12 protein-coding genes are annotated in these 16,194 nt (G+C 67.9%); 9 read left to right on the forward strand and 3 right to left on the reverse strand.

The annotated features are described in order from the left end of the window. Positions 1 to 76 precede the first annotated feature (76 nt). From nirB to ACVWZ8_RS01600, 7 genes are all read left to right on the forward strand, one after another. Positions 77 to 2,833, forward strand: a complete 2,757-nt coding sequence (gene nirB / locus ACVWZ8_RS01570) for a nitrite reductase large subunit NirB (protein ID WP_426976608.1) — start codon at positions 77 to 79, stop codon at positions 2,831 to 2,833. 2 nt (positions 2,834 to 2,835) lie between these two features. Continuing rightward, a complete protein-coding gene (gene cobA / locus ACVWZ8_RS01575; protein WP_426976607.1) occupies positions 2,836 to 3,870 on the forward strand; it encodes a uroporphyrinogen-III C-methyltransferase in 1,035 nt (344 codons plus the stop codon). A 101-nt stretch (positions 3,871 to 3,971) separates the two neighbouring features. Next, positions 3,972 to 5,075 (forward strand): uroporphyrinogen-III synthase, encoded by a 1,104-nt coding sequence (locus ACVWZ8_RS01580; protein ID WP_456505891.1) that lies wholly within the window; start codon positions 3,972 to 3,974, stop codon positions 5,073 to 5,075. A gap of 147 nt (positions 5,076 to 5,222) precedes the next feature. After that, on the forward strand, positions 5,223 to 6,083 hold the full coding sequence (locus ACVWZ8_RS01585) for an FAD-dependent oxidoreductase (protein WP_456503574.1): 861 nt from the start codon (positions 5,223 to 5,225) through the stop codon (positions 6,081 to 6,083). A gap of 182 nt (positions 6,084 to 6,265) precedes the next feature. After that, a complete protein-coding gene (deoC, locus tag ACVWZ8_RS01590) occupies positions 6,266 to 7,003 on the forward strand; it encodes a deoxyribose-phosphate aldolase (RefSeq protein WP_426976605.1) in 738 nt (245 codons plus the stop codon). A gap of 53 nt (positions 7,004 to 7,056) precedes the next feature. Further along, on the forward strand, positions 7,057 to 7,290 hold the full coding sequence (locus ACVWZ8_RS01595) for a hypothetical protein (RefSeq protein WP_426976604.1): 234 nt from the start codon (positions 7,057 to 7,059) through the stop codon (positions 7,288 to 7,290). A 311-nt stretch (positions 7,291 to 7,601) separates the two neighbouring features. Next, positions 7,602 to 9,011, forward strand: coding sequence for a sensor histidine kinase (locus ACVWZ8_RS01600; protein ID WP_426976603.1), 1,410 nt, complete (start codon positions 7,602 to 7,604; stop codon positions 9,009 to 9,011). Positions 9,012 to 9,023: 12 nt separating this feature from the next. Here ACVWZ8_RS01600 and ACVWZ8_RS01605 read toward each other — a convergent pair whose 3' ends face one another. After that, positions 9,024 to 9,734 carry a response regulator transcription factor gene (locus ACVWZ8_RS01605; protein WP_426976602.1) on the reverse strand — a complete coding sequence of 237 codons (711 nt, stop codon included), beginning with the start codon at positions 9,732 to 9,734 and terminating at the stop codon, positions 9,024 to 9,026. Between the two features lie 166 nt (positions 9,735 to 9,900). On the opposite strand from ACVWZ8_RS01605, the gene ACVWZ8_RS01610 reads away from it, so the two are divergent. Both ACVWZ8_RS01610 and ACVWZ8_RS01615 read left to right on the forward strand, forming a co-directional pair. Further along, a complete protein-coding gene (locus ACVWZ8_RS01610) occupies positions 9,901 to 10,989 on the forward strand; it encodes a metallophosphoesterase (RefSeq protein ID WP_456503575.1) in 1,089 nt (362 codons plus the stop codon). Positions 10,990 to 11,049: 60 nt separating this feature from the next. Beyond that, a complete protein-coding gene (locus ACVWZ8_RS01615) occupies positions 11,050 to 11,427 on the forward strand; it encodes a hypothetical protein (protein WP_456503576.1) in 378 nt (125 codons plus the stop codon). 44 nt (positions 11,428 to 11,471) lie between these two features. On the opposite strand, the gene ACVWZ8_RS01620 is transcribed toward ACVWZ8_RS01615, so the two are convergent. Further along, positions 11,472 to 12,302, reverse strand: a complete 831-nt coding sequence (locus ACVWZ8_RS01620; RefSeq protein ID WP_456503577.1) for a metal-dependent hydrolase — start codon at positions 12,300 to 12,302, stop codon at positions 11,472 to 11,474. Positions 12,303 to 12,308: 6 nt separating this feature from the next. Further along, on the reverse strand, positions 12,309 to 16,001 hold the full coding sequence (gene mfd, locus ACVWZ8_RS01625) for a transcription-repair coupling factor (protein ID WP_456503578.1): 3,693 nt from the start codon (positions 15,999 to 16,001) through the stop codon (positions 12,309 to 12,311). Between the last annotated feature and the right edge of the window lie 193 nt (positions 16,002 to 16,194).

Raw genomic sequence — 16,194 nt, forward strand, 5'->3', positions numbered from 1 at the left:
GCTTGCCTAGTCTGGAGGGACACTTCGATTGAGAAGGTCGCAGAGCACCGACTGCGGCCCATGCGAAAGGCCCACAGTGACCGGACAGACTTCAAGCCCCCAGAACCAGGGCGCAGAGCGCACTACAACACCGCGCCGCATCGTGGTTGCCGGCGGCGGTCCTGCCGCCCACCGCTTCGCCGATGCCATGCACTCCCGGGGCCTCGACGGCTGGCACGTGACGGTCCTCACCGAGGAAGCGCACCTCCCCTACGACCGCGTCGCGCTGAGCAAGGCCCTCACGGACAGCGGCGTGGACCTCACCCTCGGCAGCGCTTCCATGTGGGACCACGAGGCCCTCAGCCTCAAGACCGGCGAGCGCGTCACCGGCGTCGACACCGCCGGCAAGAACGTCACCACCGCGGCCGGCACCGTGTACCCTTACGACGAGCTCGTCGTCGCCACCGGTTCCGACGCGGCCCGCCTGCCCATCCCCGGTTCCGAACTCACCCACGTCTACCGCACCCTGGAGGACGTCCGGGCCATCAACAAGGCGATCGCGGAGCTGACGGCCAAACTCGGCCGCCGGGTCAACGCCGTCACCATCGGCGGCGGCCTCCTGGGACTCGAGTCCGCGGCCGGCACCGAGCAGCTCGGCGCCAACCCCATCGTCATCAACGGCTCCCCCTGGCTCATGAACACCCAGCTGGACGAGGGCGCCGGGCAGGCCCTTGGCCGCCTGATCGAGGCCAAGGGATTCACCGTCCACGGCGGCGTGTTCCCCTCCGAAGTAATCTCCGACGACGACGGCCAGGTCACCGGTGTGCTCATGGCCGACGGCCGCATCATCGAAGCCGACCTCGTGATCGTCGCGATCGGCGTGAAGCCCCGCGACGAACTGTTCCGCGCGGCCAACGGCCCGGAAACCGAAGGCACCGCCCCGCAGTTCCAGCTCGGCCCGCGCGGCGGCGTCGTCATCTCCGACGACTGCTCCACCGAGGTGCCCGGGATCTGGGCGATCGGCGAGGTGGCCAACTTCGGCGGCATGTGCCTGGGCCTCGTGGCCCCGGCCAACACCATGGCCGAGATCGTCGCGGACCGGCTGCACGGGGGCGTTGCGACCTTCCCGGGCTTCGACACCGCCACCAAACTCAAGCTCTCCGGCGTCGACGTCGCCAGCTTCGGCGACGCCTTCGCCAGAACCGAGCGCGCCCTCGAGATCGTCTACGCCGACCCCGCGCGCGGCGTCTACCAGAAGATCGTCACCACGGACGATGCCAAGACCCTGCTCGGCGGCATCTTCGTCGGCGACGCCACCCCGTACACTTCCCTGCGGCCCATGCTGGGCCGCGGACTGGCCGCCGAACCCGGCGCCTACCTCACCGCGGCCGGCGGCGGCGAGGCCCCGGACACCGAGCTTCCGGACGACGCCATCCTGTGTTCCTGCAACAACGTGGCTGCCGGAACCATCCGCGACACCGTCAACGGCTGCGGGGCCTGCGACGGCAACGCTCCCGTCCAGGAGCTCGGCGAGCTGAAGGGCTGCACCCGCGCCGGGACCAGCTGCGGTTCCTGCGTGCCGATGCTCAAGAAGCTGCTCGAAACCGAACTGACCAAGTCCGGCGTCGCCGTCTCCAAGGCACTCTGCGAACACATCGAGCTGTCCCGCCAGGAACTCTTCGAGACCATTCGCGTCCTGGAACTCACCTCCTTCGAGGAGGTCATGGCCAAGTACGGCACCGGCGAAGGCTGCGATATCTGCAAGCCGACCATCGCCAACATCCTGGCCAGCCAGAACAGCGCCTACGTCCTGGACGCCGGCCGCGGCACCCTGCAGGACACCAACGACCGCGCCCTGGCCAACATGCAGAAGGACGGCACCTACTCCGTGGTCCCCCGGATCGCCGGCGGCGAGATCACTCCGAAGAAGCTCGGCGTGATCGCCGCCGTGGCCGAGAAGTACAACCTCTACACCAAGATCACCGGCGGCCAGCGAATCGACATGTTCGGCGCCCGGCTGGAGGAGCTTCCGGAGATCTGGAAGGAACTCGTGGACGCCGGGTTCGAGTCCGGCCAGGCCTACGGCAAGAGCCTGCGCACGGTGAAGTCCTGCGTCGGTTCCACCTGGTGCCGCTTCGGTGTGCAGGATTCGGTGGCCATGGCCATCCAGCTGGAGCTGCGCTACCGCGGCCTCCGCAGCCCGCACAAGCTGAAGATGGGCGTCTCCGGCTGTGCCCGCGAATGCGCCGAGGCCCGCGGCAAGGACGTCGGCGTCATCGCCACCGCGGACGGCTGGAACCTGTACGTCGGCGGCAACGGCGGCGCCACCCCGGCGCACGCCCAGCTGCTGGCCAAGGACCTCGACGACGAAACGCTGCTCAAGTACATCGACCGCTACTTCATGTATTACATCCGCACGGCCGACCGCCTGCAGCGCACCGCCCGGTGGCAGGAGGAGCTCGACGGCGGCATCAAACACGTCGAGGACGTGGTGGTGCACGACACCCTGGGCATCGCCGAGGAACTCGAAGCCGCCATGGCCAGGCACGTTGACACCTACGTGGACGAGTGGGCCGACACCCTGAAGGATCCCGAGCGCCTGCGCCGGTTCCGCTCCTTCGTCAACGCCCCCGACCAGAAGGACGATTCCATCACCTTCGTCCCGGACGAGCGCGGGCAGATGCGTCCGGCCACCGCCGAGGAGAAGGCGCTCGCCGTTCAGACACGCGCCAGCCAGGAACCAGTGCTGATCGGAGCTTCCATCCCCATGAGGCCAGCCGACGCCGCCGTTACTGGCAGCACCGCCACCGGACGCCCCGACCGGGACAGCTCCGCCCAGGAAAGCAAGGTCTAACCATGCAGCTCAGCATCGATCTCAGCGGCCGCGAAGTCCTCGTCACCGGCTCCGACCCCGCCGCCCGTCAGGCGGTCCGGCGCTATGAAGCCGCCGGCGCCATTGTCTCCCGGCTCACCGCTCCCGGCGGCTCGTCCAACGACGGCCCCCTGCCGGAACGGCCCTTCCTCGTGGCCGCGGTCGACGACGGCCAGCCCGGCTGGGATGCCCTGCTGGAGCGCTGCCGCGGGACCGGCATCCCCGTCTCCGCCGAGCCCGCCGCCGGACCCGCCGGCCACGTCACTCTCGTAGGCGGCGGCCCCGGAACCACCGAACTGCTGACCGTGGCGGCCATCAAGGCACTGCGGGACGCCGACGTCGTGTTCTACGACCGGCTCGCCCCGTACCAGGAACTTCCCTCGCTGAGCACTGCCGAACTGGTGGACGTAGGCAAGCGGCCCGGCCACCACCCGGTCAGCCAGTCCGGGATCGAGGAACTCATGGTGGCAGCCGCCCTGGGAGGCAGGAACGTGGTGCGGCTCAAGGGCGGCGACCCGTACGTGTTCGGCCGTGGCGGCGAGGAAGTGGCGGCCTGTGTGAAGGCCGGCGTGCCCGTCCGGGTCATCTCCGGCGTCACGAGCGCCATCTCCGTCCCCGCCGCGGCCGGGATCCCGGTCACCCACCGCGAGGTCAGCCACATGTTCACCGTGGTCTCCGGCCACGCCCCGCTGACCGAGAAGGAACACACGCACCTTGCCGGGCTCGGCGGGACCATCGTGGTCCTGATGGGCATCGGCACTCTGCACCAGCTCGCCGCCGGCCTGCGCCGCGCCGGGATGCGGGCGGACATGCCGATGGCCGTCGTCGAACGCGGCTACCGTCCCGGCCAGCGCACCACCATCGCCGAACTCGGCACCATCACCACCGCAGCCGCGGACTGCACCAACCCGGCCGTGCTGGTGATCGGCGACGTCGTCCGGGTGGCCGAGGCCAACCGGGGCTGCGCCGAAGCCACCGCCGAGCTGGACCGCCTCGCCGCGTCGCTGATGGGCGCGTGAGAGCCGTGAGTGCGCTCAATGCCATTGCTCCGGCTGCCCTCTCCGGAGCTGCCGGGGCCGGAGTCCTCGGGGCCCCGGACGCCGTCGGCCCCGAGGACGCCCTGGCGAAGTCGGAACTGCCCCTCGAGGGGTTCCGGATCGGCGTCACCTCGCACCGGCGCTCCCAGGACCTGATCGAGGCCCTGGAACGGCGCGGCGCCGAGGTGCTGCATGCACCGGCGCTGAAGATCGCCCCGGTGCAGGAGGACCTGCGGCTGATCGAGGACACCCGGGCCATCATCGATGCCCGGCCCGAGCTCTGCATCGCCACCACCGCCTACGGGATGCGCCGCTGGTGCGAGGCCGCGGACACCTTCGGCATCGGCGAACAGCTCCTCGAAACCCTGGGCGCCACCCGGATGTTCGTCCGCGGCCCCAAGGCCCGCGGTGCGGTCCGCGCGGCCGGACTCGCCGACGTCGGGATCAGCAGCGACGAAACCACCGCGACACTGGTGGACATGCTCCTTTCCGAAGGGGTGCGCGGCAAGACCGTGGCCGTCCAGCTGCACGGCTACACCGACGTGCGCCAGCTGGAGCGGCTGCGGATGTCCGGCGCCACCGTCCTGACCGTCACCCCGTACCGCTGGGTCAAGCCCGACGGCGCCGACCGGCTGCCGCGGCTGATCGAGGCCGCCTGCAGCAGCAACCTGGACGTGCTGACCTTCACGAGCGCCCCGGCCGTGGACGCGATGTGGAGCACGGCGCACGAAATGGGCCTGTACAAACAGCTCGTGGAGAGCCTCAAAACGAACGTCGCCACCGCCGTCGTGGGTCCGGTCACGGCTCAGCCGCTGCTCGACGCCGGCGTGCAGCCGCTGGTCCCGGAGCGGTTCCGGATGGGCGCCCTGATCCGGCTGGTCGTCGAACACCTGGCCCTGAACCACGTCCGCCGGCTGGACACGCCCTCGGGCAGCGTGGAGCTCCGCGGCCGCTCGCTGCGGATCGACGGCGAGGCCGTGGACATGGCGCCGGCCCCGCTGCTGCTGTTGGGGGCCCTGCTGGGCGCCGGCGGGGCCGTGCTCTCCCGGGAGGCGCTGTCCGAACTGCTGGAACTGCGCGGGTCCGTCCATGCCCTGGACATGACGGTCAGCCGGCTGCGCTCCTCGCTGCCGGACGGCGGCCTCGTGGAAACCGTGGTGAAGCGCGGCTACCGGCTCCGGGTGTGACGCAGGGCATTACCGGCGGGTAAATATTGGCGAACGGGCACCGGAAAAACGGCAACACCCGGGAAACACGCAGGAAAACCCGTCCGCCTACGCTGGGTGCATCAAGCACGCAGGCCACACCACCGGCCACCAGCGAAAGGGCCCACCATGTCCAACGTCTCCAGCGCAACACCCGATTCCCGGACCCGGCCCCGGATCGTCATCGCCGGGGCCGGCCCGGCCGCGCAGGCCCTCGTCCGGCAGCTGGCCCGGACCCCGTTCGCCGGCGGAATCACGGTGCTGAGCAACCGGGACGACGCTCCCGCCGAGCTGCTCGAGCTCGCCGCCCTGCCGCAGGTTTCGCTGCGGTTCGGCCAGCCGGTCAGCTACATCGATCCCGACGGACAGCGGGTCACCACGGCGGACGGCCTGGAGTTCAGCTACGACCAGCTGGTGATCGCCACCGGTTCCTCCCCGGCAGGAGCACCCCTGGAGGGCGCCGGCCGGTGCCTCAGCTACTCCACGATCGACGACGCCACCCGGCTGGGCGAGGCCGTCAGGGACGTCACCCGGGTCCTCGGCAGGCGGCCCCTGGGCATCCTCGTGGGCACCGGAACTGCCGCCGGGCAGGCGGAAGCGGTGCTCCGCGCCCGGGGCGTCCGTCCCGTCCGCACCACGCAGCGTCCCGCGGCCGTCGTTCCGAACCTTGCCGGCTCAATGCTGCCGGCGGCCGGCGTCGTGTTCGAAGACGGTTCCCGCATGAACGGCGACCTGGTGGTCCTGGCGGAGGAACGGATCGCCCGCGACGCCCTCTCGGTGAGTGCCGGGCTCAAGACCGCTCCCCGGGGCGGCATCGTGATCGGCCAGGACTTCCGCACCTCGGTGCCGGGCATCTGGGCCATCGGGGATGCTGCCGCGTTCGACGGCGTGCGGCTGGGACTGCTCGTGGCCGCCGCGTCCGCCGCCTCGGTCTGCGCCTCGCAGCTGCTCCAGGCCACCCTGGCTGACCCCCTCGTCAGGGCAGCCTAGCCGCGCGCGCCGGAGCCGCCGCCGGGGCGGCCGCCGGGGCCGCCGGAGCGTGTTCCTGTTATGGCAAGATGGACACCGAGAAGCCACGAGAGCCGCGGTGTCGGCAGGCCCCCGGGGCCTCCCAGAGGGACAACCTCCCAGAGGGACAAGACAGTCCACGGCCCGCCAGGAAAGGGACCACCATGAGCAACGAAGCCCCCACGGCCGCCGGAAGCGCCGCCCCCGCCGGTCAGGAGTCCGGGGACAGCGCCGTCAGCATTGCCTCCTACATTGACCACACCCTGCTCAAGCCGGAGGCCAGCGAGGCCGAGATCCTCAAGGTCTGCGCGGAGGCCGCCGAATTCGGGTTCAAGTCTGTCTGCGTCAACCCCATCTGGGTCAAGAAGGTCAAGACAGCGCTGAAGGGTTCCGGCGTGCTGACGTGTTCCGTGGTCGGCTTCCCGCTGGGCGCCACCCCGAGCGACGTCAAGGCCTTCGAAGCCCGCGGTGCCGTGCTGGACGGCGCGGAGGAGGTCGACATGGTCATCGATATCGCCGCCGCCCGCGCCAACGACAAGGGCGCCCTGGTCGATGACATCGCCGCCGTCGCCGAAGCCGTCCACGACGGTGGGGCCATCCTCAAGGTCATCATTGAAACCGCCCTGCTGGATGATGCACAGAAGGTCCTGGCCTGCGAGGCCGCAGTGGAAGCCGGTGCCGATTTCGTGAAGACCTCCACCGGTTTCAACGGCGGCGGAGCCACGGCCGAGGACGTCGCCCTGATGCGCCGCACGGTGGGCCCCACGCTCGGCGTCAAGGCCTCCGGCGGCGTGCGTTCCCGGGCCGATGCACAGGCTATGATTGCTGCTGGTGCAACACGTATTGGCGCCAGCTCCGGCATCGCGATCGTCAAGGGCGAACAGGGTTCGTCCGCGTACTGATCCGCTCCGGCAGCCGCCACAGTTTTGAGCCCCCCGGGGCCGAGGAGGAACGAATGTCCAGCAACACCGCGAAGACCCAGCAGAACCCGCAGGCCGAGAACGGCCTCGGCTCCACCATTGTCATTTTTTCCGTGATGATGGTCCTGTTCCTCGCTTCCCTGTACTCGCTGTCCTTCCTGACGCTGGGCAACCCGTGGCCGATGGCCGCCTGCCTGGCCCTGTTCGCCGGTTCGTTCTGGATCCCCCAGACCATCCTCGGCCGCTCGGACTCGGCTGGCGAGAGCTAGGCACCGCAATAATTAATCGACTGAAGCTCCGGGTTTTTCCGGAGCTTCAGTCGTCTAAGAACCGCGCACCGCTACTGTAGTGTGTCGTTGATTCCTTTAGGTCTGGTTTCGATCAGACTTGAGTCATGGTTTATGTGGCAATGATCGGTTCCTTTCATAACGGTTGAATGTTTGCCGGCGCCGCCGCGATGGTTGGCTGTGGATCCGGTGTGGTCCGCCACCGTTGAGTAGCGTCTTAGGGTACCTGTGCCGGAGCTGAGAGCCGGACGGGGCCAGTTGTCGGTGACCAACTGTTAGCCCATTCTTGAAACATGAAAGTCGAGCCCTTTGCCGGTCGGCCCGCGTCCCGCAGGGGAGAGTGGGGAGTTCGCAAGCGCGCCACAGCGACGGCCCTAGGCGTCGTCGCCATGGCGCTGCTGGTCGGCGGGGTCACCCTTCTGGTCCTGCTCCAGGGGGCGTTGATCGCCTCGACCGAGTCGGCCGCCCGGCACGAGGCCCTGGAAGTCATCGTCCAGATTCAGGACCAGGATGTCGCCGAAGCAGGACGGTACATTGCCGCCACCGCGCACGGAGGACAGATCGTCCAAATCCTGAACCCGGCCGGCGCCGTCGTGGCCGCGTCAGTGCCCACCGCGGGGGACCGGCCGTTGACCTCCCTGCGGCCTGCCCCGGACCAGATCCTGACGGAGGATGTATCCAGCCTGGAGAGCCTCGGCGACCCCGATGACTTCCGGATCATCGCGACCGCTGTCCGGCTGGACGACGGGCCCTACACGGTGGTCGTCGCGTCCCCGGTACAGCTCCTGGCGGAAACGGTTTCCACAGTCTCCTGGTTCCTGCTCGGCGCTACTCCATTGCTGCTGCTTGTGGTCGGCGTCTCGGTTTGGCTACTGGTGGGGCGGTCTCTGCAACGGGTGGAAAGGATCCGCGGGCAGGTCTCCAACATCGACGGCGCGCGCCTGGACGAAAGAGTCGACGTTCCGCGTACCAACGACGAGATTCAGTCTCTGGCGCTAACCATGAACAAGATGCTGGCACGGTTGCAGTCCTCGGACCGCGAGCAGCGCCGGTTCATTTCGGACGCCAGCCACGAACTCCGCAGTCCCCTGGCGACGCTGCGCGCCGGGGTGGAGGTCGCTGCCGCGGACCCGTCGGGCGAGACCTGGCACGAACTGACGGACATTCTCGCCGAAGAGACGTCCCGCATGCACTACCTCGTCGAAGACCTTCTGACCCTCGCCAAGGCCAATGACGGGGGCTTTCGGCTCAACGAGGAGGACGTTGACCTCGACGACGTCGTAGACCGCGAAACCCGCAGGCTCCGCTCCACAAGCACACACGTCATCACAGCAGATCTCACCCCCGTGCGGATCAGCGGGGACGCGCGCCGGGTGGGACAGGTACTTCGAAACGTCCTGGACAACGCCGACCGGTACGCCTTCTCGCGGATCCAGATCAGCCTGAACTCAGGTGAGGCCGGAGCCGGCGCGGTTATCACCGTGGACAACGACGGCGACCCGGTGCCCGAAGCGGACCGGCAACGGGTCTTTGAGCGGTTCGTCCGGCTCGACGAGAGCAGGTCCCGGGAAGGCGGTGGAAGCGGACTGGGATTAGCCATTGCGGCCGGAATCATGTCAGCCCATCACGGCTCTATCCGCGCCACCGAAAGCCCGCTGGGCCACTGCCGCTTCGAGCTGGAATTCCCCGGACCTAACGTGTGAGGCGCGGCGCCACTACGTCCCGGAGGATCGGGGGGAAACGTTCCCCGGGTCCCCGTCGGCGCTGAGCAGATAGCCCATCCCCCAGACCGTGGACAATGTCTGCACGCCGAAGGGAGCGTCGATCTTGCGCCGGAGGTAGCCGATGTAGACCTCCACTACGTTGTCGCCGCCCTCAAAAGCGGGGTCCCAAACGTTGTCGAGTATTTCCGCCTTCGTCACGACCTGGTCGTGACGCCGGATGAGGTACTGCAGGAGCCCGTATTCCCGCGGGGTGAGTTTGATCGCCGTGTCCCCCCGACGGACGCTGCGAAGAAGAGGGTCCAGCGTCAGGGTACCCAGCGTCAACACCACGGGACGCTCAGGCGCCCCGCGGCGGATCAGCGCCCGGATCCGTGCCACCAGCACGAGAAAGCTAAATGGCTTTGTCAGATAGTCATCAGCCCCCAGATCGAAGGCATCGGTCTGATCGTACTCGCCGTCCTTCGCCGTGAGCATCAGCACCGGAGTCCAGACCTTGCGTTCCCGAAGCACGCTCAGGACCTCATAACCGTTCATAAGCGGCAACATCAGATCCAACAGGATCGCGTCATAAGGATTTTCCGTCGCCGCCCACAGACCACTGACGCCGTCGTGCATGACGTCCACGACGAACCCTTCATTCGTCAGTCCCCGGCGGACCGCTTCGGCGAGACCCTTTTCATCCTCCACGACCAGAATCCTCATCGGGACCCCTCTCCTTCATACAGGCAGTATGTCGCAACGGTTTGAGCCGAACCTGAGAAACCTCCGGTCCGGGTCGACGCCGGCGGTGCTCAGTGATCTCTCAGCACCGCCGGGCGACGCTGGTAATGCATCGTATTCATGATTTCCGGATCCGGCAGGAGGCACCATGAGGAACTCAGCAAAGCGCGGAACGGGCACCATCCTCACTGCGGCTTTAGTCAGTCTGGCTCTGCTTCTGGCGGGGTGCGAGGCGGGCGGCCCGGCGCCGTCGCCGCCGGGCTCTTCGGCCACGCCCGGGCCTTCGGAACCGACACTGTCCGCTCCGGCGAATGCGGCGGCGTCGGTGCACTTCACCACCCAGGGTGACATCGGCGTCAAGAAAACCTCCCAGCACGTGCTGGACACCATCGCCGACCTCAAACCCCAGTTCAACCTCGCCCTCGGCGACTTCACCTACAAAGCCGGGATCGAACAGCAGTTCTGCGACATGGTCACGGGCAAGCTCGGCGAAAACTTCCCGTACGAAGTCCTCACCGGCAACCACGAAAGCGACGGCAGCGACGGCGACATCGCCAACATCGCCAAGTGCCTGCCCAACAAGCTGCCGGGAATCCAGGGCGAGTACGGAACGCAATGGTATGTCGATGTCCCCGAGACGAACCCCCTGGTGCGGTTCGTCATGGTCTCACCGGGCATCGACTTCCAGAACCAGCAACACCTGGACTTTTCCAAGGGCAGCGACCGCTGGAACTGGACCACGAACGCCATCGACGGGGCCACAGCCGCGAAGATTCCCTGGACGGTCGTCGGCATGCACGCACCGTGCCTGAGCGTGGGCAAATACGACTGCAAGGTCGGCCAGGACTTCGCAACCATGCTGCTGGAGAAGAAAGTGGATCTGGTACTGACCGGCCATGACCACATCTACCAGCGCACCCACCAGCTCGCTCTCGGCACGGCTTGCCCTGCCCTGGTACCCAATGAACTTTCGCCAAACTGCATCACCGATTCCGACTCCAGCATGGCCAAGGGCGCCGGAACGGTATTCGTCACGGTCGGTGTTGGCGGCGAAAGCCTCTACGATGTGAACAACAACGACTCGGAAGCCGGATACTTCACCACTTGGTCCGGCGGGAACCGCGACCCGGCCTTCGGGACCCTGGACGTGACAGCAACAGCAGACCAGCTCTCCGCCAGGTTCGTCCCGGCCAAGGGCTACACCTTCACCGACGCATTCACCATCGCCCGGTACTGACCCTGCTCAGCCTTTTCTCACTTTCTCCTCAGTAACGTAGCAAGCATGAGGACTTGTTCCGTGCTCCGATGCCAGAATCCCGGCTCCGCCTTCGTGGTGGCGGGGCATAGAAGCGCCGATTTTCACGAGGTCTACGTCTGTGCCGAGCACAAGGCGAAGGTCGACTCCGGTGCGCACTGGGATCTCTGCGGAGACCACGTAGTGATGGACCAGGATATTGCGCCGGCGCTGGAGAGATGGTCTCTCCGCCCCAGCATGGGGACCGAAGGCTTCACCCTAATCCTTGAAACCGCGGGCCGGACCGAGCCCATTGAAATGTTTCTGACCACAACCGACTCCATATCGCTGGCCCTGTTCCTCTACCCATCAAGCGGCCTCCCCTTGCCTCCCGAGTTCGTGGAAGCACTCTCGAAAGAAGAGGAATTGGACGCAGACTGAGAGCTGACCGAAACTAGACCTGAAGGAATCAATGACACGGTACACTAGCCGGCCAGGGACCGGCCGAACACGCTGCTGACGAGCTCGCTAACGAGTGCGACGGCGGCCGGGAAGTGTGCCTTGCCGAGGGCCAGCGCTGCGCCGAACATGCCGATCATGGCGTAGGCGCTGACCGGGATCAGCACGAACCATTCCCGCCGTGAACCGGCGCGGCCCAGCAGCGGGATGGAGAATGCCCCGTTGGCCTTCCAGACGTCCTTGAACAGCGGCACCTTCCGGAGGAACTTCGGCGGTTTGATCACCAGCGGCCACAGCAGCGGCACTCCCCCGGTCGTGATCATATCCCCCACGATGTGCACCAGCACCCCGGTGAGCATCGAGACCGGGAGCCAGGTCCACTGGTGCGGCGCGAGCCACGTCACCAGCCCGGCCATGGCCAGGGCGAAGACCCAGTTGCTGATCCAGCCGTACTTCGGGAAGAGCTTCAAGGCCTTGGCCGCGATATTGATCATGAACATGCACAGCAGGCCGGCGCCGAGGGACAGCAGTCCCCACTCTGTCTGCAGCTGGAGCTGCCCGGCCATGGCCGCGAGCAGCACGAAGAACGCCGCACCGAGCAGGGAATGCGTGCCCTGCCGGTGCCCGCCGCTGGCATTCTCGATGCCGACGGCGATCACATTGGACAGCGGCGGCAGCGAATGCGCCACCGTGCTGGAGCGGTGGTCCCAGTCGCAGACCAGGGCCGTCCCCGCCGTCGCCATCCCGCCGATCACGATCCCGGTGGCGTCCAGCGGATACCAGCCCAGGGCGTACGGCCCGGTTGAGGAAATAGCCACCCACGCCGCGGCTCCCGAAGCGGCGTGGTGTCCTCCCATCACGGGCTAACTCCTCGTCTGTTCGGCAGCAACAGCGGCGTCGGAGAAGATATTGCGGATGACGCCGTTGGCCCATTCGAGGATCTCGGCGTCCTGCAGGTCCCGGCCGCCGATCCGGGCCGTCTTCGGCTTGGGGATGAGCACCGCGTCCAGGGCCGGCTTTGCCTGCGCGCCGGGGTACATCCGGGTGAGCCGCATGAGCTTGGACTCCGGCAGTTCCGCCGGGGAGAACTTGATGAAGTTGCCCTGCAGGGCAACGTCGCTCAGGCCGGCTTCGCGGGCGCCCACCCGGAACCGGGCGACGTCGATCAGGTTCTTCGCGGGCAGCGGCAGCTCGCCGTAGCGGTCAACAAGCTCCGCGAGGACCTCGTCGATCGCCTCGTAGGTGATGGCACCGGCCAGCTTGCGGTACGCCTCAAGGCGGAGCCGTTCGCCCGGCACGTAGTCATGCGGCAGGTGCGCGTTGACCGGCAGCTCGATCTTCATGTCCGCAGCCTTCTCCTCGGCCTCGCCGCGGTACTCCGCCACCGCCTCGCCGACCAGCCGGATGTAGAGGTCGAAGCCGACGCCCTGGATGTGGCCGGACTGCTCGCCGCCGAGCAGGTTGCCCGCGCCACGGATCTCCAGGTCCTTCATGGCCAGCTGCATGCCGGCGCCGAGTTCGTTGTGCGTGGCGACGGCCTTGAGCCGTTCCAGCGCCACCTCGCCCAGCGGCTTCTCGGAGGGGTAGAGGAAGTAGGCGTAGGCACGTTCGCGGCCGCGGCCCACGCGTCCGCGCAGCTGGTGCAGCTGGGAGAGGCCGTACTTGTCCGCCCCGTCCACGATCAGGGTGTTGGCGTTGGAGATGTCCAGGCCGGTCTCGATGATGGTGGTGCAGACCAGCACGTCGAAGCGCTTTTCCCAGAAGTCCACGATGATCTGTTCCAGACGGCTCTCGGACATCTGCCCGTGGGCCACCTCCACCCGGGCCTCCGGGACGAGCTCGCGGATCTTCGCCGCGGTGCGGTCGATCGTGGAAACCCGGTTGTGGACGAAGAACACCTGGCCTTCGCGCATCAATTCGCGGCGGATCGCGGCGGAGGTCTGCTTGTCCGTGTACGGGCCCACATAGGTCAGCACCGGGTGGCGTTCCTCCGGCGGGGTGGCCAGGGTGGAAGTCTCGCGGATGCCGGTGAGCGACATTTCCAGGGTCCGCGGAATCGGGGTGGCGCTCATGGCCAGGACGTCCACGTTGGTGCGCATCTTCTTCAGCGCCTCTTTGTGTTCGACGCCGAAACGCTGCTCCTCGTCCACCACCACGAGGCCGAGGTCCTTGAAGGCGAAGTCCTTGGACAGCAGGCGGTGGGTGCCGATCACGACGTCGACGGAGCCGTTCTTGACCCCTGCTGCGGTCTCCTTGGCTTCCTTGGTGCCCTGGAAGCGGGACAGCGGCTTGACCACGAGCGGGAAGCCGGAGAACCGCTCGGTGAAGGTCTCGTAGTGCTGCTGGGCGAGCAGCGTGGTGGGCACGAGGATGGCGACCTGCTTGCCGTCCTGGACCGCCTTGAAGGCCGCCCGGACCGCGATCTCGGTCTTGCCGTAGCCGACGTCGCCGGAGATCAGCCGGTCCATCGGGATCTCGCGTTCCATGTCGGCTTTGACTTCGTTGATGGTGGTCAGCTGGTCCGGGGTTTCCACATAGGGGAAGGCTTCCTCGAGTTCGCGCTGCCACGGGGTGTCCGGGCCGAAGGCGTAGCCGCGGGAGGCCATCCGGGCCGAGTACAGCCGGATCAGCTCGCCGGCGATTTCCTTGACGGCCCTGCGTGCCTTGGACTTGGTGCTGGCCCAGTCCGAGCCGCCCATCTTGCTCAGCGCGGGGGTGTCCCCGCCGACGTACCGCGTGACCTGGTCCAGCTGGTCGGTGGGCACAAAGAGCCGGTCGCCGGGGGCGCCGCGCTTGGAGGGGGCGTATTCCAGCACGAGGTACTCGCGCACTCCGTCGCCACCACCAGCGACCTTGCGCTGGATCAGCTCCACGAACCGGCCGACGCCGTGCTGTTCGTGCACCACGGAGTCACCGGCCACCAGCTGCAGGGGGTCAACGGCGTTCCGCCGCTTGGACGGCATCCGGCGCATGTCCTTCGTGGAGCCCGGGGACGTGCGCCCCAGCAGGTCAGCCTCGGTCAGCAACGCCAGCTTGAGCGGGTCCAGCACAAAACCGCGTCCGACGGCGGCGGTGGTCACCTCGATCAGCCCGGCCTGCGGCTCGTCGTCGAGGGATTCCACCCGGGCGCACGGGATGTCGTTGTCGTGGAAGAGTTCCGCGAGGCGCTGCGCCGGGCCGGGGCCCTCGGTCACCACGACCATCCGCCACTGGTCCCGGATATGGGAGCCGATGAAGTCCATCATTTCCGCCACGTCGCCCTGGTAGCCGCGGGGTTCCCGGGCGTGCAGGTTCAGCACGTCGACGTCGGGCAGCAGCTCCTCGTCGGTGGCGAGGGACGTGATGGACCACCAGGAGACGCCGTGCGCGAGGGCCGCCGAGCGGGTCTCGGTCAGCGAACGGAAGCTGGCGGAGTGCAGGGCTTCGGACGCCGCGGCACTCAAATCGAGCGGTGCCCTGCCGCCGTCGGACGCCGTGGACCACGCCGCCTCCAGGAATTCCTCGTTGGTGGCGGCGAGATCGTGGGCGCGGGTCCGGACCTTCTCCGGCTCGATCACCACGGAGATGGAACCGGCCGGGAGCTGGTCCAGGAACGGGACCATGGCGTCCACCAGGACCGGGGCCAGCGACTCCATGCCTTCGACGGCGATGCCGCCGGCGATCTTTTCCAGCATGTCCGCTGCCGCCGGGAGCTGGGACTTCAGCGTCGCGGCGCGGGACATCACTGAGGGCGTGATCAGGATTTCGCGGCACGGCGGGGCGTGCAGTTCGGTGGGGTGGTGCAGGCCGGGCCCGGTCAGCGAGCGCTGGTCGGCGACGGCGAACCAGCGCATCTGGTCCACCTCGTCGCCAAAGAACTCGACCCGGACGGGGTGGTCCTCGGTCGGCGGGAAGACGTCCAGCATGCCGCCGCGGACGGCGAACTCGCCGCGGCGGGTCACCATGTCCACCCGGGCGTAGGCGGCATCGGCGAGGCTCTTCACGACACTGCTGAAGGGGACCTCCTGGCCCACCTTCAGGGTGACCGGCACCAGTTCGCCCAGGCCCGCCACGATCGGCTGGACGACGGCGCGCACCGGGGCCACCACGACGCGCAGCGCGCCGCTTGGGGCCGTTTCGGGGTGGGCCAGCCTGCGCAGCACGGCCAGCCGCCGGCCGACGGTATCCGAGCGCGGGGAGAGCCGCTCGTGCGGCAGGGTTTCCCAGCTCGGGAACTCGGCGACGGCGTCTGCCGGCAGGAAGGCGCGCAGGGCCGCGGTCAGGTCCTCGGCCTCGCGTCCAGTCGCGGTGACGGCGAGGACAACGGGGGCCCGGCGGCTGTCTTCGGCAGAGCCGGTTTCCGCGGCTCCTGCCTCCGCTGTTACTTCCGCTAAAGCCCTGAGGCCGTCGGCCATTTCCGCGAGCAGCGCGGACCGCATGCCGGCCGGGGCGCTGATCTGGTAGTCCTCGCTGCGCGCGGCGAAACCGCGGGCGGCCTCGGCCCGGATCCGGGCGTAGTTCCGGTCTTCGGCGAGGACACGGCGCAAACCGGTGAGAGAGGGGCCGTTGAGGCTCATAGCTGTTGCTCCTGATGGGATCACGGGGGTGCAGGCAACACGAATACCCGAAATTCGTGAGAATCCCGGGGTATTCCAAGCCTACCGCGAGGCCCGGGACGGTCCGCCCTGCGGGGCTAAGCTGGCCCTTAGCCCCGCAACCAAGCTGGCACTGCGCCCGTCCCCCTGCAGTCCGCGGCGGCCGGCGCTCCGA

This window comes from Arthrobacter sp. UYCu723 (assembly GCF_054059215.1).